This window comes from Gemmobacter lanyuensis, assembly GCF_014652355.1.
Classification (GTDB): Bacteria; Pseudomonadota; Alphaproteobacteria; order Rhodobacterales; family Rhodobacteraceae; genus Gemmobacter; species Gemmobacter lanyuensis.
The window spans coordinates 959,642-980,624 of sequence record NZ_BMYQ01000001.1; the positions used below are offsets into that span (position 1 = coordinate 959,642).

Annotated in this window: 24 protein-coding genes; 3 read left to right on the forward strand and 21 right to left on the reverse strand. The window is 63.1% G+C overall.

The window, feature by feature from the left end; all coding sequences use genetic code 11:
- Positions 1–182: 182 nt before the first annotated feature.
- The 3 genes from IE101_RS04620 to IE101_RS04630 all read left to right on the forward strand — a co-directional run bounded on the left by IE101_RS04620 (position 183) and on the right by IE101_RS04630 (position 1,118).
- Entirely contained in the window at positions 183–497 is a 315-nt protein-coding gene (locus IE101_RS04620) for a hypothetical protein (protein WP_189632595.1), read from the forward strand.
- Positions 498–608: 111 nt separating this feature from the next.
- Positions 609–827, forward strand: a complete 219-nt coding sequence (locus IE101_RS04625; RefSeq protein WP_189632596.1) for a hypothetical protein — start codon at positions 609–611, stop codon at positions 825–827.
- A 54-nt stretch (positions 828–881) separates the two neighbouring features.
- Entirely contained in the window at positions 882–1,118 is a 237-nt protein-coding gene (locus tag IE101_RS04630) for a helix-turn-helix domain-containing protein (protein ID WP_189632597.1), read from the forward strand.
- 552 nt (positions 1,119–1,670) lie between these two features.
- Here IE101_RS04630 and IE101_RS04635 read toward each other — a convergent pair.
- The 21 genes from IE101_RS04635 to IE101_RS04735 all read right to left on the reverse strand — a co-directional run bounded on the left by IE101_RS04635 (position 1,671) and on the right by IE101_RS04735 (position 20,980).
- Complete coding sequence (locus IE101_RS04635) at positions 1,671–1,997, reverse strand: hypothetical protein (RefSeq protein WP_189632598.1); 327 nt, start codon at positions 1,995–1,997, stop codon at positions 1,671–1,673.
- Positions 1,998–1,999: 2 nt separating this feature from the next.
- Positions 2,000–2,692: a glycoside hydrolase family 19 protein gene (locus IE101_RS04640; RefSeq protein WP_189632599.1), complete on the reverse strand. Its 693-nt coding sequence runs from the start codon at positions 2,690–2,692 to the stop codon at positions 2,000–2,002.
- 63 nt (positions 2,693–2,755) lie between these two features.
- Positions 2,756–3,079: a phage holin family protein gene (locus IE101_RS04645; RefSeq protein ID WP_189632600.1), complete on the reverse strand. Its 324-nt coding sequence runs from the start codon at positions 3,077–3,079 to the stop codon at positions 2,756–2,758.
- Positions 3,080–3,332: 253 nt separating this feature from the next.
- A complete protein-coding gene (locus IE101_RS04650; RefSeq protein ID WP_189632601.1) occupies positions 3,333–5,840 on the reverse strand; it encodes a hypothetical protein in 2,508 nt (835 codons plus the stop codon).
- Between the two features lie 18 nt (positions 5,841–5,858).
- Positions 5,859–8,057: a phage tail protein gene (locus IE101_RS04655; RefSeq protein ID WP_189632602.1), complete on the reverse strand. Its 2,199-nt coding sequence runs from the start codon at positions 8,055–8,057 to the stop codon at positions 5,859–5,861.
- A complete protein-coding gene (locus tag IE101_RS04660; protein ID WP_189632603.1) occupies positions 8,050–8,382 on the reverse strand; it encodes a DUF6950 family protein in 333 nt (110 codons plus the stop codon). Before IE101_RS04660 ends, IE101_RS04655 begins: the two co-directional genes overlap by 8 nt.
- Before the next feature lie 35 nt (positions 8,383–8,417).
- The gene (locus tag IE101_RS04665) at positions 8,418–9,002 is read right to left on the reverse strand and encodes a hypothetical protein (protein ID WP_189632604.1); all 585 of its coding nucleotides are present in this window, start codon (positions 9,000–9,002) and stop codon (positions 8,418–8,420) included.
- Positions 8,993–9,655, reverse strand: coding sequence for a hypothetical protein (locus tag IE101_RS04670; protein WP_189632605.1), 663 nt, complete (start codon positions 9,653–9,655; stop codon positions 8,993–8,995). The genes IE101_RS04665 and IE101_RS04670 overlap by 10 nt, the downstream gene beginning before the upstream one ends.
- On the reverse strand, positions 9,652–11,685 hold the full coding sequence (locus tag IE101_RS04675) for a coiled-coil domain-containing protein (RefSeq protein WP_189632606.1): 2,034 nt from the start codon (positions 11,683–11,685) through the stop codon (positions 9,652–9,654). Before IE101_RS04675 ends, IE101_RS04670 begins: the two co-directional genes overlap by 4 nt.
- A 2-nt stretch (positions 11,686–11,687) precedes the next feature.
- Positions 11,688–12,233 carry a gene transfer agent family protein gene (locus IE101_RS04680; RefSeq protein WP_189632607.1) on the reverse strand — a complete coding sequence of 182 codons (546 nt, stop codon included), beginning with the start codon at positions 12,231–12,233 and terminating at the stop codon, positions 11,688–11,690.
- Complete coding sequence (locus IE101_RS04685) at positions 12,233–12,670, reverse strand: phage tail tube protein (RefSeq protein ID WP_189632608.1); 438 nt, start codon at positions 12,668–12,670, stop codon at positions 12,233–12,235. Before IE101_RS04685 ends, IE101_RS04680 begins: the two co-directional genes overlap by 1 nt.
- A gap of 176 nt (positions 12,671–12,846) precedes the next feature.
- Complete coding sequence (locus tag IE101_RS04690; RefSeq protein WP_189632609.1) at positions 12,847–13,323, reverse strand: HK97-gp10 family putative phage morphogenesis protein; 477 nt, start codon at positions 13,321–13,323, stop codon at positions 12,847–12,849.
- A 3-nt stretch (positions 13,324–13,326) separates the two neighbouring features.
- Positions 13,327–13,725 carry a DUF3168 domain-containing protein gene (locus tag IE101_RS04695; protein WP_189632610.1) on the reverse strand — a complete coding sequence of 133 codons (399 nt, stop codon included), beginning with the start codon at positions 13,723–13,725 and terminating at the stop codon, positions 13,327–13,329.
- Positions 13,722–14,114: a head-tail adaptor protein gene (locus tag IE101_RS20055; protein WP_373296054.1), complete on the reverse strand. Its 393-nt coding sequence runs from the start codon at positions 14,112–14,114 to the stop codon at positions 13,722–13,724. Before IE101_RS20055 ends, IE101_RS04695 begins: the two co-directional genes overlap by 4 nt.
- 207 nt (positions 14,115–14,321) lie before the next feature.
- Positions 14,322–14,891, reverse strand: coding sequence for a head-tail connector protein (locus IE101_RS04705; protein ID WP_189632612.1), 570 nt, complete (start codon positions 14,889–14,891; stop codon positions 14,322–14,324).
- Between the two features lies 1 nt (position 14,892).
- Positions 14,893–15,204: a hypothetical protein gene (locus IE101_RS04710; protein WP_189632613.1), complete on the reverse strand. Its 312-nt coding sequence runs from the start codon at positions 15,202–15,204 to the stop codon at positions 14,893–14,895.
- Positions 15,201–15,662: a hypothetical protein gene (locus IE101_RS04715; protein ID WP_189632614.1), complete on the reverse strand. Its 462-nt coding sequence runs from the start codon at positions 15,660–15,662 to the stop codon at positions 15,201–15,203. Before IE101_RS04715 ends, IE101_RS04710 begins: the two co-directional genes overlap by 4 nt.
- Before the next feature lie 80 nt (positions 15,663–15,742).
- Entirely contained in the window at positions 15,743–17,041 is a 1,299-nt protein-coding gene (locus IE101_RS04720; RefSeq protein WP_189632615.1) for a phage major capsid protein, read from the reverse strand.
- Position 17,042: 1 nt separating this feature from the next.
- On the reverse strand, positions 17,043–17,990 hold the full coding sequence (locus tag IE101_RS04725) for a S49 family peptidase (protein ID WP_189632616.1): 948 nt from the start codon (positions 17,988–17,990) through the stop codon (positions 17,043–17,045).
- On the reverse strand, positions 17,980–19,278 hold the full coding sequence (locus tag IE101_RS04730) for a phage portal protein (protein ID WP_189632617.1): 1,299 nt from the start codon (positions 19,276–19,278) through the stop codon (positions 17,980–17,982). Before IE101_RS04730 ends, IE101_RS04725 begins: the two co-directional genes overlap by 11 nt.
- A gap of 1 nt (position 19,279) precedes the next feature.
- The gene (locus IE101_RS04735; protein WP_189632618.1) at positions 19,280–20,980 is read right to left on the reverse strand and encodes a terminase large subunit; all 1,701 of its coding nucleotides are present in this window, start codon (positions 20,978–20,980) and stop codon (positions 19,280–19,282) included.
- Positions 20,981–20,983 lie beyond the last annotated feature (3 nt).

Below are 20,983 nucleotides of genomic sequence, written 5' to 3' on the forward strand. Positions count from 1 at the left end.
ATCTACATGACGCAGATCATGCGTAAATTATGCGCATGGACAACCCAGCGAATACGCGGGCAGAGTCCTCGCAATCTAGGGCGTGCCAGGCAATCCAGCAAAAACCCGCACAGAAAATTCCTCGGACTTGCGCCGATGTTCTCATTGCGTTCTCATTGGTGGCCATATCAGGACACGCCGCCATGCCCGCCGCAGGACCATCAGCAAACCCATTCCGCAACCCGACCTTGGCCGATGCGGCACGGGATGGCATGCTCCTATCCGTCACCTGCCTTTTGTGCCACCGAACCGTAAATTACTGGGCCGAGGATCTGGTCCGCGTCGTCGGGCCCCGTCACCAGCGGCACCTGCCCCCATTCGCCTGCTCGCGCTGCCGCACGGCCGAGCACATGGCCGTGCGCTGGTGCATCCCGACCAGCGCCGAGCGTCAGGCCATAACCGTGCGGCGCCCGGTCGAGCAGATTATCAAATGGCGCTGGCGCGACGAGCCCGCATAAAAAAACGCCCCGGTTGCATTTTCCGGCTTGCACACCAAAACAAAATGCCCTAATTATAGTGCACGGCAAGGGGATCAGCCCCGGCCAGAAGGAAGAGCAAGGAGGCTCGCCATGACCCGCTACACCGCCACCATCCGTCACCACAGCATCGCCAGCGCCCGCGTCGTCAATGTGGGCAACGATCTGACCGCTGCCAAGACGGCAGCGACCAAGGAATTCGGCGGCGAGATGCGTGACTACACCATCGTCATCATCGACACCCAATGCCCCGACCCGTGGAATGGCGATGTTGTTGCCTCCAAACGCGTTTGCGCGCGCAGCTGGAAATGATCATCGGTGCGCAGCCCCCTCGGGGCTGCCATCCCATGGCCAAGGAGGGCTGGCATGACAGACAAGCACGACATGATCGAGCGCATCGGCACGGCACTGTGGGGCGATACCTGGCAATCGCAGATGGCCCGCGCGCTCGAAATTGACAGCAGCACCGTACGGCGCTGGGTCGCACGCAAGACCGACCCACGCCCAGGCGTGTTTGTCGATCTCATCAGGATCATGCAAGAGCGGGCGGCGGCGCTGGACGATCTGGCCGAAGAGACAAAGAGATATGGCGGCGGACTATAACCCAGCCTCGCTGCTCTTTGGCCCATACGCCCCTCCAGATGTCAAAAGTGGCTGGGTAGAGGATGCCATCGACGGGCTCATCGAGGTCGGCGGCTGGACGGATGCGCCCATACCATGGCCGCGACGCAAAAAGACCGGGCGCCACTCTCCGATCTTGTGCGGCGACCTGATACGCGCAGTGCAGACCGAGAGCAGCGCCGCAGTCCAACATCACTGGGGTGTGTCAATGGGCACCGTTTGGCGCTGGCGGCAGGCCTTGGGGGTTGGGAGGATCACAGACGGGACGCGCAAGCTACTGGCCAATGTTACCGGCCCACCCGCCGAGGCCGCGGCACGAGGCAGGGAGGCAGCCTCTGCACCCGCGGCACGCGCAAAAATGGCCAGCACCAAGCGAGGCCGCGCCGCGCACCCGGAAACCGCGAAGGCGCTGCGCGAAGCTGCAAAGAGGCCCAAGCCCGAAGGATGGGGCGCCAGGGCTAATGCATGGATGCGCGACGGGCGCCAAGGCAAGCGTGGCGGGGACAGGGCGCCGGAACAGCCGACGGATTGTGATTAACGCATATCCCCCATCTTAGCCCGCGCCAGATTGGCCAGCACATCATCCCGCGCCCCTAGCGCCGCAATGGCATCCGGCACGCTGGCCCGCGCATAGCCCACCGCCAGTTCGGCCGCCTGCGGGCCGGACATGCCCCGCTGCAGCGCCAATTTGATCCCGGTCATAATGGCGCTGTGCAGCGCCTCGCGATGCGCCTGCTCGATCTGGATGCCCCACCGGCGGCGGGCGGTATCGGCGGCCCAGCCGATCAGGACAGTCAGCAGCGCGCCGATGGCAGTCAGCAGCTGCGGCGCGATCGCCGCAATGACGGTATTGAGGTCCATGGTCAGTCTCCGAATTTGACGGGGGGTTGGTCAGTCAGCGCCGCATGCAGCGTGGCGCGCGTCGTCGGCCCGGCGATGCCATCAGCCCCGATGGACCACGCTCGCTGAAACTCGCGGATCTGGGTCGGGCCATAGCCCAACAGGACCAGCGCGGCGCGGACGTAGCGGTCACGGCGATCCACCTGGCCATTGTCTCCGCCGTTGATCGCGCGCGTGATGCCGTCGAGATTGTTGGCATCGGCCAGGCGATTGAGGCCGCGCGTCTCCCAGTACCAGATCGGCGCGATTCCCTCCCAAGGATCGAGCAGCACCATGTCGGGCTGCGCCACGAAATCCGGCGCAGGCTGGCCGATGCCCCGGCACCAGTCGCGATATTGCCGATAATTGGCCTTGCCCGTGATCTGGATCGGACCCCGGCCACGGTAGAGATAGCCATCCCCGTCCCGCGCCGGTGTGTTGCCCAGATCGGCCCGCGTGTCATAGCGCGCCTGCGCGGGCGTCGCCCCCCAGATCTCGCGATCCCACCGCCATCCGCCGCTCTCATGCGCGATCTGGCCCAGATAATGCGCCAGCCGGTGCGGCACATCGAGGCCGGACGCCGTGCCGAGCGCGCGCAGCCCGGCAATGACTGAGCGCATGTTGCTGTTGACCGGCGCGCCCGCGATGGCGGCCAGCGTATGTGCAGTGACCTGCATCATCGATCCCCATAAAAAAGCCCCGCGCGATGGCGGGGCGGTGTTAGACGGATGTTAGACCGATCAGGTTTTGGTCTTGCCAGTCGCCCGCTCGATCACATCGCGGGCGCCGCGCGGGCCGAGATAGGCCAGCACCGCGACGACTCCGGTCGTCACCTGCGGCGGCAGATTGAGATACGCCGCCAGAGACTCCGCGACCAACGCCATGACGACCGCCGTCGGCACCTCCCAAATCAGATGCAGCCCGATGGCCGGGCGCCGCCCCGCGCGCACCTCGCCCGAGTGATAGACCAGGCGGCCTAGCCCCGCGGCAATGATCGTCGTTGCGCCAGCGCCGAAAAACGCCTGCATCCAGCCGATCAGCCCGCCGCTCGATTGTGTGTCCATTATGCCCCCCGGCCCAGACCATAAAGAAAGGCGCCCGGCCACCCCGGACGCCCCATCTGCGACACTCGGCGCGCGGGCCGGTGCCGTCACCATCCAACATCGATGCAAGGCCGCAACGCGCCCCTACGAAACCATTACCCGATTTAAGAAAAAAGGGGGGCTTGAAGCCCCCCCTTTACGACTCAGCCAATCAAGCGAACCAAGCCTCGCCAGTCCAGTGCATACGCAGCCCACGACCGGCATGATCCGCTAATCACATAGGCGTCACCGTGGCTGAGCCATCCACCACATCCCACGAGTCCGTCGCAGATGCGCCGCGCGCGATCATGAGACGGTTGTTGGTCGCGTCCTTAACAAGCTTGCCGGCGAATTTAGCGCTGGTGTTGATGCCAGCCGCCGCCGCAGCGATTTGAGACGCGGTGTCGGTCGGGATGCCGATCTGCCCCTCAACTGCAAATACCGCCCTCACAGCAACGAAATCCCATACTGCTGTGCCGTCGCTAATGGCCGCGCCCGTCCCAGTCGGCCCGCCGCTTGAAGCAGACGTGCCAGCAGTCACACAGACATATACGTTTGCTCCATTGTAGCGCCGCGCCCCAATCGAATACGCTGTCGTTGGCGCCCACGCCGTTTGGCACGATGACCCAGCAGTCACGCAGCGCAGCGCGTCAACCTGCCCTGCCGATGGGTCACGCCGATAAATGCGGGTGCCGCGCACCCAGCCATCGGTATCACGCGGGCCAGATGTCAGAGCAAAGTCAGTCCCAGAAACAAGATATTCTGCCGACCGCCCCTGCGCGACAGATGCGTCAAGCGTCTCGTTGTCCATCACCCACCGCTGATCAGCCGCGAAAGTGCGGGTGTTTTCAATCCGAAGCGGCTCATCAATTGCCACTTGGCCCGCACGGATGCGGCGGGTGGGGCTGCCGGTGATATAGGCACGATGCTGGACAATGCGCCTGTTGGCATAGGGCGTTCCGGTGCTGACAGCGCCGACAATTTCCACCCGACCGATGTTGATTATGGGGTCAAATGCGTCGGACCGGGTGGCGATGACCGCCCCGGTGAAATTGCCCAGAACAGCCCCATCCGCGATGGTCAGGTAGCCGTTCGGCAAATCGTCAATGCAGGCCGGGCCCTCCAGTGTGGCGCCGATACGGCAATCGCCACCGACAAAGACCCGCGCAGGCTGCGTGCCGTCGAAATTGACATGCCCGGCCAGATCAAGGCCCCGCAGGGACACGGCGCGATGGCCCGTGAAATTCAGCGCATCATCCTGTTGCAGTCGCAGACAGCAATTCGACCCCGCGTCACCGCCGTTGCGTGTCGTCAGCCCGTCAATGTCAAGCCGCTGGAAATTCACGAACTTGATGGAATCTGGCCCGCCCTGATTTGGATAGTCAGCGAACAGATTTCGCGCTGTGATTTTACCGCCAATCACGGTCGAACTGTCCACGACGATGAGTGATTGGTGGGTGCTACTCGTCGAGTGCCCATAAATATTCTCGAACAAAAGCCAGGTGAACGGGTTGTTGCTCTCATCGCCACCGTCCCACACCAGGACCTTGTTGCTGACGCCAACACTCGGCTGGATGTTGCGCCCAACAACGTTGCGGATCGTGGCAAAGTCCGCTCGCCCCCGCAGCAGGATCCGCCCGGTGCCATCGCCCGTCACGCCGTCCACAATCACGTGCTTGCCCGTGATGTAGATGCCTGCAGCGAAATCCTTGACGTGCCCGCCGACGATAGAAACATTGCGCACCACCTGACGATCACCAGACATTTTGAGCAATTCGCCGCGGCCGGTATAGCCTGCGGTCGGATTGCCCGCATTGTTAGCGTCGATCTGCAGACCGTGGACCTCCGCGCCAAGGCCAGAGAGGGTGACCAGCGTGTCGATTGAGCCAGTGCCAGATCTTTGCATAATCTTGGAGCCAACATCGGCCACGATTTTGATGCCTGGCTGAGCAAATGCTATCTGTGCGCCGATGATCCGCGTGCCGCCGCCAGCGATCCGAAGCGTCTTGCCCGGAGGCAGTTTTGACGCGATCCGCTGGTAAGCCGCAGTGTCGTCCGCAATGCCGTCAGCAGCGACAAAAAACTGGCGATCAACGTATTCTGCAGGCAACGGCTGCGCATAGACCTCTACGCCACCAGCCGTGGTCGCGTCTCCATCGTTGATGACCGCCTGATAGTCGCCGGTACCGCGCACCGTCAGTTTTGTACCAACCGGCCAAGCCGTTTCGTCAGCCAGCAGCGCAGAAACCGTATCATACGTCCGCGAGGCAGCAGCGATTGTCTGATCGCGCGCCGCCAAAACCACCTCTCGCGCAGCCTGCGCCGCGGCGCGATCCGCATCAACCTCGATCGCCTTGGCGGTCACCTGCGCCAGCGCATCCGGCGCGGACGGGATCACACCGGGGTCTGACAGCAGAGACCGGATGCTGACACTGTCGCCCTCGGCAACCTCCGGGACCGAGATCAGGCCGAGGTCGGTGGTCTCCATCGCACGGGTCGCGACGTTGAAATGCGTCACGCTCACACGATATGGCATCTCGCGCAGGCTGGTCGTGCTGGGCGACAGGTAGACATCGACCAGGCCACCGGACGGGCCCAGCTCAAAGCTGCGCGTGGCCGGGGGCTGCACCTTGCCCGCCGCCGGGCAATCCCAACCAACGGGGGTAAAATGGACGCGGCCCTCATACGGCACAGAGCCATCGGGCAGCACGACGCCGCCCGTGATTTGGGTCAGATCAGGCATGATCACCTCGGATAGATTTTATGGTGTTGTCGCGGTGCCCGCAGCGGATACCCCGCCGCGATTGCCCCATTGGTCGCGCGGCTGGACCCAGTAAAACCAGGTCGCGCCACTGGTCAGGCCGGTATGATCGCGCTGCACGGCCACGCTCGCACCGGCGGCCACGCTCAGCCATTCGGTCGCTGTGATCGAGTTGTTGACCGTGTTGCGCAGGATGATCAGGTGCGTGGCGCTCGGATCGTCGATCTGCTCCGCCCGCACGCGGATTGTGCTGCTGGACAGCGCGGTGACGGTCGGCGCGTCGGGTGTGGCGAGGATGTTGGCCGGGGCCGAGGCCGTCACGGCGACAGACACAGACCAGCCCGATTTGCCGTATTCGCCGACCGTGCGGGCCTGCACCTGATAGTCAGATCCGACCGACACTGGCGTCACATAACCCGTGATCGTGCCGCTCTCGACCGCATCCTCACTAAACGTCCCGACCGCCTGCCAGCGGCCCCAGCTGGTGCCATCGTGGCGGCGATACTGGACCTCGTAGGCCTCGGCCGAGGCGCTGGCAGATGCCGCAAACGTAAACTGCACGCGTGGCGTAACCTGCTCACCGCTCGTCAACGCCGCCGCGCCACCGCTGATCACAGATGGCACACCCGGCGCCTGGACGCCGCCGATGGTCGCGCCCAGATCACCCAGCTCCACGTCCTGCTCCTCTGTCGCCGCGTCCCAGTCGTAGATCGCAGCCGAGGTCTCCCGCAGCGTGGCGGGCAATCTCAGCGTGATCGACTGATCGTCATTGATGCCCGCGGCGGGGTGGATGCTCTCCACCTCATAATCGCCTGACCATGGGCCAAACGGGTCGCCCAGATCCACGGATGCGACCGACCCCGCGACGAGGTCAAATGCGTCCGGCCACAGCTCGGCCGAGATGGCCCGCTGCAACCGCCCGCGCCGCGCCGCGATTTTGGCGAGGCGCTGCGCCTGGCGGTGATCAGTCACAAAATCCAGAGCCAGATCCAGCCGTTTGGGCAGCCCACCGTCTGCCGCCACCGCCCCCGGCACCACATAGACCGGCGCCTCTGCCGCCTCATAGTTGCGATCCGGCGCGGTGTAGGTCGCGACACACTCGGTATAGAGGCTGTCAGACGGCTGCCATCTGGTAAGCTCCAGCGGCTGGCCATCGGCAACATCCTCGATCGTATGGACCGGGTCGCGGGCAATGGCCGGGACGATGCCCAGCCTGCCCCCTACCCGCACCAGCCGCGATGCCCCGGCGGCGAGCAGCGGGTCAAGCTGATCCTCTAGCTCTGCCCCATCAGCAAACACCAGCACGCCATCACACCGATAGCGCGGGATCGTGCCGCCAGCCTTGACCGCCACGGCCTGTGCAGCCACATCCGCAGCCCACCCGAACGTGTCGAGCATCAGATAATCATCGGCGTAGGACCGGATCGGGTTGGTCCGCAGCGCATCGAGCACGATCAGCGCCTGATTGCGCGAAAACTTGGTCAGGCCATCGCGCGGGTCGTGAACAAGGCTCCAATCCCCATCAACCGTAAGCGCCGGTGGCGTGGCAGGCCAGCGCTCGCTGCGCTTGTTTTTCTTGCCGCAATCGAGGCGCGCCCACAGGACCGTCCGGCCGCGCCAGGCATCGGTGCTCGCAAAATACTCGCTCTCGGCCACAATCTGCGCCGGGCATGTCGTCTGATCCCCGCGCCCGATCCAGATCTGCACATGTCCATCAAACGGCGCCTCGACCGCCGCGCCACCGGGGCCGGTAAAATCAAACGGGTTGCCGTCCAGCACCACGGCCCGCTCGTCAAAATAGACCGTGTAGGAGGTCAGCGCAGACGGGCGGCTGTTCAAGAGATAGCAGATGTAGAGGACCTTGCCCTTGACGGCCCAGCCTACCGGGGTGCCGGGCGCCCAGCATCGACCATATGCAAATCGGTAGGCGGGGAGCGCGCTCGGGCGCTGCAATTCCTGCCGCTGGGTCTGCGCGCTGGGTCGCCCCATGAGCGCCGTCGCGGCCGCCGACAGGATAAATGACCCCCCAAGCTGAACCAGCGCAGCACCAACAGCGCCAAACGTTGCAGTAAGAGCCGCGCCGAATGTCGCGCCATTTGCCATCAGGGCGACGATGGTGCTGATCGGATCAGCGCGCGCCATCGTAGGGTTGAACGCCAGTCCAGTCAGCGCGGTGGTGATCAGCAAGAGTTTACGCATGCCACGCTCGATCAACGGCCCGCACGACGGCGAGGCCGGTTTCGGTTTTGCCCGCCCAAACGCCGGGGCGAACGCAAATCACAAGGGTGCGGCCCGCCAGACCGATGGCACCGATGGCATCGCCATCCCGAAGCCCAGCCCGCCGCGCCATTTCGATGGCCAGTGCCTCATGCCCGCCCATGCGATGGATCAGCCGGGCGGCCGACAGCGCGCTGTCATACGCGCCGCGCCACGGCGCCAAAGGATCAACACCCCAGAGCGCCGCGAACACGTCGCAGGCGGACGTGCTGCAGTCCGACCGCCCCCACTCAAATGGGCGATGCATGACGGCCTCCACCGCCGCCCACACTGTCGTCGGGGTCACGGCTCAGGCCACAGCGTCGTACGGGCGCGGGACATGGCGCCAATCAGCCGCAGCCCAGCGGTGTCGCCGGGGTATTTGCGCGACTGATCCTCATGGCTGTGCACGATGGCCGATGCACTGCGATAGCTCGGGCCGGTCGTCATGCTGACGGTCAGGCGGTAGAGCTGCACCCCGTCCTGCGCGTCCAGCGTCAGGACCAGACCGTCCATCGTGCCCGAGGCCAGCGCAACGGGATTGCCGACCAGCAGATTGCCGCCCGGCGCCGTCGTGGCGCCGAGATAGACAGTGCCCGGCCGACCCCGGATGACGGCATCAGCATAGGACGCCAGATCTGGCAGATCGCAGACCAACGAAAGCGAAAAGTCCGACGGCAGGCCATTTGCGGCCTCCTCCGGGATCGACACCTCGCCATATTTGCCCACGCCGGACCATGTCGCAGACGCCCAGCTGATGGCGCCAACTCCGCTATGCGCGCGCACCCGGCCACTTGGCCAGTCCAGATCCACCATCAGGACCGGGTGCCACACCCCGCCGCCGATCTGCGCCATCAGTGCAGCGCCAACACCCCGCGTCAGGTCCATGGGTCGACCTCCGAAAATCCACCAACCTCGTCCGCAAAAACCTCGCGGAACGACCAGCTATAGGACCAATCGGCACCCGCAGTCTGGATGCCGATCGGCAAAGCCTCGGGCCGAAACACCCGGCTCTCCCATGCGTCAAACGTCACGGGCCCACCCGCGAGCGGCTCACCCAACACCTTGATATCCACAGACCCGGCGTCATTGACCGTGGCCAGATTGATCACCTGCCAGACCGAACCCGCCACGCTGATCCGGTCGCCCGGGCGCGCGACTGGATAGCCCGGCGGCAGACCCGTGGCCCGGAACGCGGAGACCCCGCCCGACGTAACGACCGTGGCAGAGATCGTGGGCCGCCAGAATGCTGCATCGCCGAATTGGGCGTCGGACAGCTGCCAATACGGTCGCCATGATGTCAGGCGCACCGCATTGACGCCGCCATCCAGTAGCCCGATCAGACCCTCCATGTAGCCGGGGGCAAGCAACCCGCCAGCCTTAGCCGAGACAGTCATCTCAACCATGCGCCGCGGGCGCTGGCTGGCCTGCATCTGGTCGCGCCCGGTCAGGGCCGATCTGATGCGTGCAACCGGCTGCGCAATGGTCCAGCTACGCGCAGACGCGCGGACCGGTGGCCAGGCAATGACCTTGATTGTCATATGATCCGTCCGAACTTTTTGGTCGATGCCATCGCCCTACCCGTCGCGCTGACGGATTGGCGCACGATCGTCGGGGCGGCGCCTTGCACCTCCCCCCTTGCCGCCTGACGTGCCACCCTCAGGATCACGCCCTCGTCGCTATAGGCCGTCACAACCAGCCCCTGCGGCTGCGCCGAGGCGGCCTTGGTGTGATCGATCACGGTCTCATTTGGGTGCAAGAGGGCCGGGAAGCCACCTTTCCCGTCAAGGCCGCCAGAGCGGCCGCCCTTTCCGGTGTACCCTCCGCCATCAAAGGACAGCAGACCACCGAGCCAAGATACAATCCCGCCGCCGCCCGCCGCGTCGATCAGCCCGAGGCCAGCCTTCTGCATCTGGATCTTCGCAATCTCCATCAAGAGGTTAGCCAGCGCCTGTTTGGCAGCATCTGACCCCTCCAGGATTGCCCCGAACACATCTCCCAAGGCATCTCGGCCACGCGCTGCCTGTTGCTGCATGGCGCTGATCTTGTCCCGCGCATCCTCCGCACGCTGCGCCGCCTCAGCATATGCTGCGGCCTGCTTCTCAATCTCGGCCGACAGCTCCGGCGTGACGGCCTTGCCCTCCTTCTGGGCCGCGATCAGCAGCTCAGCCTTCTTCTTGGCATAGTCCGCCGCATCGCCATATTTCAGGTGAGAGTCGGCGGAAGCCGAGACCGCCTCAGCCTCGAGGGTGAATGCCTCGATTTGCTGCTGCAACCGCTCCACCGCAGCGGCGTAGTCGTCCTTCGACGCCGCCTTGCCACCACGCCCGCCGCCAGTTGACTTGCCTGCATCCAACCATGCCGATTGCGTGCGCTCGAGACGAATCCCGCGGGCCTCATTCACGCCGGCGCGGTTCTCAAGAATGGCCTCGCGCCGATCATCAGTGACCACTGGCGCATCCGTCGCTGCGGCCTTCGCCTTAGCGGCATCCCAAAGCGTTGCCGCCAAACCAGCTGCACTTTTGATGGCATCGTCCAGCCAGTCCGACCCTGGAACTGAATCCAGTAGCGCGGCAGCGGCAGCCCTGATTTTATCCATCGACACCAAAGCATCAGCCGCAGCGTCGCGCGTCGCGTACAGCTGCAGCGCTGCATCTGCGAGGCTCTTCCCCCATTCGCTCGTTTCTAGAGACGTGCCACTGATCGCAGCCAGCACAGCCGAGGCCGCATCTGCCTGTTCATATAGGCTATTCGCAGAAGACCATGCTTCTAGCGCATCGGAAACTCGGTAAATTTCTTCAACCGTCAAGCCTAGGCTTTCGGTAATTACCCCAATCGACTCGTTTGCCAGAAGGATATTGTCCGCGACACCTATACCGAGCGCACGCGCCTCGTCCACGCTCATCGCCTCATATTCAGCGAGGCGCTGCTGCAACTCGCGTACTTGGGCCGCAGCGCTGATGATGCCATTGTCTGCAAGCCCGGAAATCGCGCCACGCGCCGCTTCACGCGCCTCGAATTCTGCAAGCTCCTGCTTTTTATTGAGGACGAGCTCAAGCTCTTCCGTGATCGCCCCATAACGCTTGATGATATCCTCACTCGACATTTCAGTCATGGAGCGAAGACCATCTGTCGCATCGGATAGGCGCTTGAGAGCCGCCGATGCATCGCCAGCGCTTGCCCCTGTTTCGAAGAGGCTGCCAACTAATGGCCCAAGAATAGCAACCGCGGCACCAGCAGCTGCGCCAAAAGCGCCAAAACCACCGAGCAACTGCGGAAGCTGCTGGCCGAGAGCCTGAGACGCTGAAGTGCCAGCTGCAACCTGAACAGCGAAGTCCTGCAGCTGAAAGCTGGCATTCTGGATCATCATGGTACGCCCACCAGCTCGGCCTATAGCCTCGCCAGCCCTCTCAGCGTTGCGCGCAATATTGCGATTCATCGTCGCCATGCGGTCTTCCATGCCTTTCGCCGTGCGATTGGTCAGGCCCTGGGCTTTGGCCATCTGTGCCTCAAATTTTTTGAGGGTGGCTTCCATGCGGACGATGAGGGCGGACTCGGCGCTCTGGGCCATGATCAGGTCTCCGGTTCGTATTTCGCCAGGATTTCGGCAAATTCATCTTCGGACATCGGCGCGACCTGCGTCTTGCCCGCGGCATTGAAGCCCCTGACCATGTTGACAAAATCCGCATATCTGGTCTGGCGCAGGTCGCTTGGCGTCATGCCGAGCGTCTGGCAGATCATCGCGACATCAGACAAGCGCAGGGGCCTTGGCTCTTGCCGCTCAGGCGCAGCAGTCTCAGAGCCCTCGATCCCCGCCATGACATGCATCAGCAGATCAAGGGCAAGATCGGCCATGCCCATAAACCCCGCACCAGCCGACAATCGATCATCGATGAGCGATTTCGCCCGAAGGGCATCCATCCCGCCGCCGATCAGGCCAAGGCGGATCGTGTGGTATACATCGCGCGCGGCGAAGCGCGACATGCTGAGGCGCTGGAAGATGACGCCGATCGGGGCAGGATCCTTCCCATCCCCACAGGCCTGCTCCAAGTCTAGGATCTCGCCAAAGCGGAGCGCAAACTTGCGCTCTCGCCCTGCAAACTCTCGGATCAGCTCCATCAGGTCGCAGCCGTCCAGACGCGGCGCCCAGCAGCGGTCAAGGTCGCGCTGAAGTTGACAACACCGCCGCCTTCTTTGGTCAGCTCCAGGCTGGTCAGGATCGTGGGAACGGTCCAATGGCCGCCGTGATTGACCGAGCTCTCGTCAAAGATGATCCGGGTGTTTTTGGCAGCACCGCTGTCGGACCACGAGCGCCACGTCTGCCAGGCTTCCTGCGTCACGGTACCGCTCATGGTGACCGTGGTGTTCTGGGCCTCTGTCCAGCGCTCCCAGAATACCTCGTTGTCCAGCGGGTCCGTGCAGTCAAACGTCATCGCCTCGCCCGTCGTATTCTCGAGCTGCACCGACCACTGATTGGCGCCACAGGTGAATGCAAACACCTCGGTCGGGCTTGCGCCATTCCCGACCTGGACAACAAGCCGTTTCGATTTCGCCATGGATCAATCCTCCGATTTGGCGTTGCGTTTTGCCGGGATGACCTCGGCCAGCCTCGCCGCAACGAGCGCGTGCCCGATGCGGCGCGGAACAGTGTGACAGCCCGGCGCATAGGCCAAGCTGAGCCCGCTGCTGACCCGAAAGGTAGCAGGAGAAATTACCAGTATTTTCATGGGGCTCAGGCGCTCTTTATTGCCCGCGTGATCGCGCGAGAAATGTTGCCCTTGACCTTCGTTCGCTTGGCCCGCCATGCGGGAAAAAAGAAGGGGTGCGCATTCATAACCTTTGTGCCGAACTCTTGCAGCCTCGCGACATCGGTGTCGAAATAGCCACCGCGTTTTTGGTCGCGTGCCCGAGTGCCCGAAGCTCTGGCCTGCCGTCGCTTTGTCTGCTCTGTGCCGCCGGCGTAAATTGTGATCAGCATCGTGCCGTATTCGGTCTTGCCGACCTTGCCGATCGTCAGCGCCCCCGCCGGAGCATCCCCCCACGTCCAACCGATGCTTTCTCGCAAAGCTCCAGTATCGACAGGAGCAAATCGGCGCATGGTCGCCACGACATCATCCGCGGCCTTTTCCATCTCGACGCGGACAGCATCACGAACCTTCTTCGGTATAGCCGTCCACCGGCGGTTCAGCTCATTGAGCCCCTGCACCATCCCTCAATCCTCGATCGTGCATTCGACGGGCACGACGCCGTGATATCCGCCCCCGGGATCATCAAAGACCCGCATCGAAAGCACCTGCATGGCAATGAGCTGGCCGTCGATCAAACTGGGCTCCGCCCCATCTAGCGCCCGTTTTACGGCGTCGCACATCGCCTTGACCTCGCGCTTCCCGTCCTGCGCGTCCGACCAGAGGTCGAGCTGCACCGTCTCCACCCTCCCCGAGGAACAGACCTCCTCGTCAAAGACCACATCGCTGGGCCCGAAGGTGATGCAGGGCGACTGCACAGTTGACGGCGGGGCATCACAGACCCTGTCCCCCACGAAAGCGGAAACGGCGGCATCGCCGATAAGCAGCTCATAGATGGCGCGCTGCAGAGCATTGCTCACGCTCATTGCGGCACCCCGCTCTCTGCTGTGATTTCCAGCCAGGCCCGGTCCTGTGACGGCACCGGCGCGGTGCGGACATTGTAGACCCGGCCGGTGCGCAGGTCTCGGATACGCCAATCGATCGCGCAGCTCCGCGCGGCCGAGCAATTGCGCACCGTGATCACGACGGGCTGGCGCCCTGCCAGCCGAGCCGCAATTACGGTTTCGGACCCACGAAGGTATCGGATGTTCGCCCAACAGGCATACTGCTCGGACCATCCCTGCAGGACACCACCCTGGCCATTCGGCGCCACAGTGGGGGCGTCAAACGCGATCCTCGAACTCAGTTGACCTGCCTGCATTTTGCATCCCTCGCGTGTTGACGATCTCGATCCGCGCAACCAATGATGGATCATCGGTAACCATGGAGTTTGGTATGGAAATTCTTCTGCTTATTTGGCTGGTCTGCGCGGGACTTGCATACATGGTCGCACGAGACCGAGCCCCCAACAAAGCCGGCCTGGCCGCGCTGTTGGGCTTTCTCCTTGGTCCAATCGGGGTCTTGATCAGCTTCTTCATGAAGCCTTAATGCCAAGCGGCGCCCCTCAACGGGGCGCCACACGTCATAAAATCTTGCGATATCTCGCCAACAATGCGCTGCATGTCATTGGCAACTCTGCTGGATCGCCGCCAGTAAGACCACGATTCCTGTACCAGTGGTCAACTAGCATCAGAGCCGCCAAACGAATAGGGGCTGGAACCTCCTCCGGCGATCCAAACCCAGCGACGAAGTCAATCACGATCGGGAAGCGAGCATGCCCGAGCCGAGGCAGCTCTTCGCCAGACCCCCATTGCAACGTCGGCGCAGCACCAAGCGGCGCGACAAGACGATAAGCTGATGCGTCGAGCACTTGCTCCACGCCAGCGACGTCAAGATAGCGAACCTCTGCAGATATGACTGGCTCTACCGGGAGCTCGATAAACGGAGGCCAAGATGGCAACTCAAGCCGCCAAGTCTGGCCTAGGATAGCCCTCCCGAGAATCCCGGAGGGGCCGTCGAGATAGTCAGCCGCCGCGGAGGCCAGCGCCAAAATCACTGCATCGTCATCGTCACCGTCGATGCGGCAGTGCGCTTTCGCCTCGTCTACCGCGACAAGCGCCGCGCTTGGTGCAGAAATCCGCGACAGCATCATTTCAGGCCCTCTTTCCCTTGGCGGCTTCTGCTTCGGCCTTGGCTTTCGCCGCCTCGGCTTCCGCTTTGGCAGCGGCTTCTGCTTCGGCCTTGGCTTTCGCCGCCTCGGCTTCCGCTTTGGCAGCGGCTTCTGCTTCGGCCTTGGCTTTCGCTGCTTCGGCTTTTTCCCTGTCCGCAGCGGCCTTCGCCTCAGCCTGATCCGCATTCTCGGCGGCACCAGCCGCAATGATTGCCTCAGCCACTGCATCATCGAACCCAGCGACCTCGCCCGGCTGATACATCAAGTAGCCTTTCACGAACAGCAGCCGGATCATGCGGGCAAGCGGTCCGAGCCGCCAAACACGATCACCGCCGAAAGCGCCGCCGTATCGGTATTGGCCGCCGACAGGTTTGGGGTGAAGTTCAGTCGCACATAGCGGCCAGCGCCTGCCAAAGAGACATTGGCCTCGAAGGTGCCAGTGACGGTGCCCCCCCCGGCCGGGCCGGTCGCAACAACGGCCGCCGCGGCAGACGTCAGCACGTCAGCATCTGACAGGCCGGAATTGTTGCCCTCATCGATATCCCAGGCGATGGCCAAGGTCGCCCCCGCCGCCAGCGTAGCGGTGTAGGGGATGGCCACGACAGCCGACTGCGGGAAACCCAGTGCTGCACGGTCAAGAATGACCCCGACAACCTCGGTGTTGTCGCCGCTGCCACCCGCCGTCGCGGCGGTATTAGCTGCAGCACGGCGCACGGCGATCAGTTCGCCGATGCTGCGGATCTGCGTCGTCATGATGTTTCTCCTCGGGCAAGGCCCATCAAAATGGCACGGGCCGCACGATGGCGGCCCGCATGTCAGATCAGATCAGGCGATCAGGCGCCCCAGGTCACGCCGGTCAGCACCGCAACGGCAGGCAGGTGACGCAGACCGATGTCATGCTGCATGATCATCCGCAGGATGGTTTCGTCACGGCTGAAGGCTGCCTGCATGTTGCCGCTCGCGTCCTTGTAGGCCGCCTCGGTGGACATCGCGATTTCGATGCCCATGTGCTCGCCAACCAGCACATGCGCGGGATGAACCAGCATGATTTCCGACTCGGTACCAGCGCCCAGGTTGTCCGGCACCTCGGTGGTGATGTGCACCGGCTTGCGGCGCAGCTGACCATCCTGCATTTCCGGGAAGGCAAGATTGCCGTTACCGTCGCGCAGATTGGTCAGATACATCGCAACGCGCGGCGCCATGACCCAATGCGCCCCGGTGAACACGACATTCGCCTTGCCAAGCGCCAGCTCCATCCGGCCAAGGTCATTCGTGACTTTCGCCAGATCCGGCGAACCGGTCATCGTCAGGACATGGGTGGTTTCAAACGCCGTGCCCAGCGTCTGCCAACGCAGGCCCTTCGGGGCGAAATCGGTGCCCGAGCCGCGCAGGAAGAACCGATCCTGAATCTGCGCCGCATCCGCCAGCGCATCATCGCGGATCATCCGATCCACAGCAGTCGAGGCGCTGCGCAGAAGGTCGTTCGAAATCGGGATCAGGCCCGACAGCTTCTTGGCCGACAGCTTGACCTGACCGAACGAAACGCCCGTCGCCTTGATGTCCTGCTGCTCGCCGCCATAGGTAAAGGTCGCCCCGCTGGCGCGGCGGTTGGTCGTCAGATTGCCGTTCGGCATCGGCACGACGCGCGGCCCCATGGCGGTGACCACCGACAACGGGCGCAACATCTCGATCACCTCGGTCGAGACATCCTCGGGCACGAGAAAGCCGCCAGCCACGCCAGAGCCCATGTTCTGGTTGGCAAACAGGCCGCTGTCGCCATTGGCCTCGGCAATCTGCATGGCCACATGCGGAATGCCGCCCGCTGCCGCGATGGTGCGGGTCATGCGGGCAAAGGTCAGGCCCTTTTCCGCCGGGGCTGCCGGGACAGTCGCGGCGGGCTGGGTGACACCGGGCAGCGGCGCCAGCGGACGGGCCGCCGCTGCGCGACGACGCTCCAGATCCTCGGCCTGGGTGATCTGCGCAGCCACCGCATCATCCTGCGCGCGCAGCGCATCAAAGGCGGCAGTCTGTTCAACGGTCATGTCACCGCCTTCCGGGACAGAGGCCACGATAGCCTCCATCTGTTCGATGATGCCCGCACGGCGGGCTCGCAGGGCCGTGATCCGGTCCATGTCAAATCCTTTCTGCGGCCCGTTGCCGCGTTTCCAACTCGGCCGCCGCCAACGCACGGCTGCGGCCCCTCTTTTCCGGCGTGCGCCCGGAACCTTGCTGCAGCACGCTCTCCAGCGTGCCGATCCGGTCGGCCATGCCGACCTCTACTGCGCGGGCGGCAGGCACCATTGCGCCCCGCCCGAACCTTTCCCGAACTTGTTCGACCGATACCCGGCGACCTGCCGCTACATCGGCGATGAAAACTGCCTCGATCGCATCGACATCGGCCTGCACCGCGGCGCGGCCTTCTTCGGTCGTGACATCCGGGCGTTTGAGCGGGGCGCCGGAGCTGACGATCTCATAGGCCCGTCTGCCGCTAGCATCCGGCCCCTCTTGCCGCGACGTTGTCGCAACGATGCCGATCGATCCAACCGACGCCGCCCGGTCCAAAACAATCTCGCGCGCCTGCGACCCCAGCCAGTAGGCCAACGAGGCCCCCATGCCGGTCACAAACGCCGTCACCGGCTTGGTCGAGGCGCGCAGCATTTCTGCTGCCTCACCCACATGCGAGACAACCCCACCCGGGCTATCGATCAAGAGTACGATCCGCTCGACATCCGCACTCGCCTCGGCCACCCGCAGATCGTGGCTCAGGGCATCCAGCGACGTGCCACCGGTAGATGCCCCGATCATGCTGGCCCGCGGGAAAATCGTGCCAATCATCGGCACTACCGCGTTGCCGTTGCGGATGGTGCTGCCACGAGACCCATCTAAGCGCGTCCCGAGTGCGGACACGGCCATGCGGCTCGCATCCATACTGACATCGTGACCATCCCGGGATAAAAGCTGAAGCACATCGGCATCCATCGCCCGAACCGCAATGGCCTCGATCGCTTCCAGGTATTCGGGCACGATGGCCCATGGCTGCGCCCGGATTGCCGAAATCAGGGCCTGCAGATCATTCCGCATTGTCGGCATCCTCTCTGGATTGTTGCAATTCTTGCGGCTCCGGCATTGGCCGACCAGCCAGCGCCATGTTTGACGGCCGCCAGTACTCGGTGCCCGCCTCGCCCGGTATATTGTTTTCATTCTCGCGACGGCGCAGCTCATTGGCATTGACGATGCCCATCTGGCGCTGCAGCCAATAGGCCTCCATCCGGCTCTTGAGGTCGCCGCGCACCAGTGCGTCAGTGACATGCTCGAAATACATGCCTTCGGGCGCAAACTGTCGCGTGGCGGCCTGCGCCACTCGAGTGAAATGCGGGCCAAGGTGGTAGGTCAGGAACTCGAGGCTCTGATGCTCGATGTTTGAGAATGTCGCCTTCGACAGCTCGAATATAAGATGCGGCGGGACACCCCAGATCCGTGCCAGGTCCACGACCTGGAACTGACGCGTTTCAAGGAACTGACTATCCTTGAGATTGTGCGTGAGAAACGCGCTTTTCAGATCCTGATCCAATACCGCAATGGCACTGCCGTCAGGTCCGGAATGAATGCGGTCCCAATCGCTACGGATCCTCATCTTGTCTTCTGGACTGACCTTTTGCGTGGTCGTCAGAACTGTCGATGGCCTTCCGCCCTTGTTCCAAAACCTGTTGCTGTGATCCGCCGTCGCGATTGCGCCACCAAGCGCTTCGCGGCTGTATTGCACCGGATTAAGGCCAACAAGACCATCACGGGACATGCCTCGCACATGCCAAATGTCGCGAGCGGGGAACCTTTCACGCGATCCGTCAGGAAGCGTCGCGTCGTAGAAAAGGATCGTCCCCTCCGCGCGGTCAAAAAACTTGGCCACGAGCACGGTCTGCGGCTCTAACCGAGTCAGTGCGACGGGGTCACCGCGCATGTTTCGCGAGACATAGGCATAAAAGTTACCTGCCAGAAGCAAGTCGGCCATCAGCAACTCAAACAGGTCGAACGGCGTCTGAAAACCGTTTGGCCTGGACGCGAGCAGGACCTCTGCAGGAACTCCATCCATGCGCTGCCGGCCGACACTGGACCTGCTGTACAGATGCAGGGGCGCCATGGCGAATACACCACTGATCACGCGCAATGCCTGCAGTGTTGCGGGCAAGGACAGGGCAGCACGCTCATCAACCCGCACACCAGCTTTGGAAACACCACCGACGGGGGTAAAACCACGCCATTGGCTCTCGCTTTCCACAGGCGCTGCGCTCGCAACGACAGGCGGCTCAACGCGCATGGGCGCGGCAGCCGACGCGCCTGCGCCAGCCTTCAAGAAACTGAAAATGCCCATGTTACATTCCCGTATATTCGAACCTTCCGGACCCGGCGGCTGTCGGATTTCGGCTCATCAGCGTAAAGGCGTTGAATGCTGCGATGAGCGGATCGATCTTTCCCTTGCCCGCAGCTTCTTTTGTGATCAGCACGGCATTGCCGCGTTGCTCGGAGCGGGCATTTCCGATGCACCAAGCCATGATTTCTTGGCCGCAGTGGCGGTAAGTCCCGTCCATCAGCTTGCGCTCCATCCCCCAGATGGCCGATGACAGACGATACCCCTGACCGACAGCAACCATTTGCTCGGGCGCGATGCCAACCGCGGACAACTCATCAACCAAAGCAGCAACCCCCGCCGGATCTAGCCCGATGGCAGCTGCCTCTGGCAGGAGCCCCGCATCTTGCAACTTAGCGACAATGTCACATACGCCCGCATGGTCCTCAGATGGATGGCTGCAGATCGTGAGCTGACCTCGCGCCTCAAAGTCATGCATGGTGGCGATGTTTTCTTGGCGACGCTGCAGTGCGACCGGGTGGCACCAAGCATGCGACCAGCTCAGCCATTGGCGCGTTTCCCGGCAACGCCCGGTGACGTTCAGGCCCAATAGGTCATCTGCACCGCCGCCATCAATTCCGACCACCGCGACTTCACTGCGCTCAATCAACTGGTCAAGCCCGGTCAAACTCACATCACGGGCGGCCAACCAGAAGTCAGCGCCAACCCAGCGATTGCTGTGCAGCGCCAGACCGATTTCAACGTTGAGATGCTGTGTCGCCCAGGCGATCAGCTCGCCGATTCCGTCCTGCTTGGCACGCGTGAAACCATCAAGCAGCTTCTCCAGAGTGATGGATCGGCCAAGGTTTGGCGTAACCATGTGCCAATATGCAGGATCCTGCCACGGCTTGTGCTCCGCGGTCTGCATAGCCTCCGGAAACTCGTAGAGCACCGGCAGCATCCGCACCCGCTCAGTGATCAGACCATCCCTGACACCGCGCGCATACTGCAGCTCGGTTTTGAATACGCCCGCAGGAGGGTGGTCTGACTGCGTCGTAATCATCACCAAGAGCGCCTCGGGAAACGGCATCATCCCGCCACGGATCTGACGGATGACGTCAGCCGCATACGGCACTGTCCCGAGCAGGTGAATTTCGTCGATCAGTGCAAAAACCGGCTTTGCACCCGTCAGCACATCCATGCCGAATGTCCGCACCATCAGCTTGGCACCGGTCACACGGCACTTGATCTGCTTTTTGTGATCCTGGACATGGAACCGCTTTTGCAAGAACCCCTCAGGGTCCGCATCAATCATGTCCCGCGCCTGTCCGAACGCGACATCGCTGATCTTCTGCGTCGGCCCAATGACCAGCAAGTCCGCGTTCCGGCGCTTGTTAAGCAGCATGAATGTCAGCGCGATGGCCGCAGCACTTGTGGTCTTCGCGTTCTTCTTTGGGACAAGGATGAACACCTCGCCGACTTGACGTACTTCCGGCACCAACGAGGATGTGGACATCGAGCCAAACACTGCCCGCACGACATCCCGGATCCACTCCCCAGCCCCCTCCGCCAAGCTTGGTTGTCCAATCACGTCCGGCAACCGCAAGCGATTAAACACCTGGACCGCGCGGTCGGCTGCCTCAGCATCAAGAGGCAAATCCGCGATTGGCGTTTGTCCGCGCTCTAACTTCTCAACCCAGTCGGGGCAGGCGAAATCAAATGCCATCGT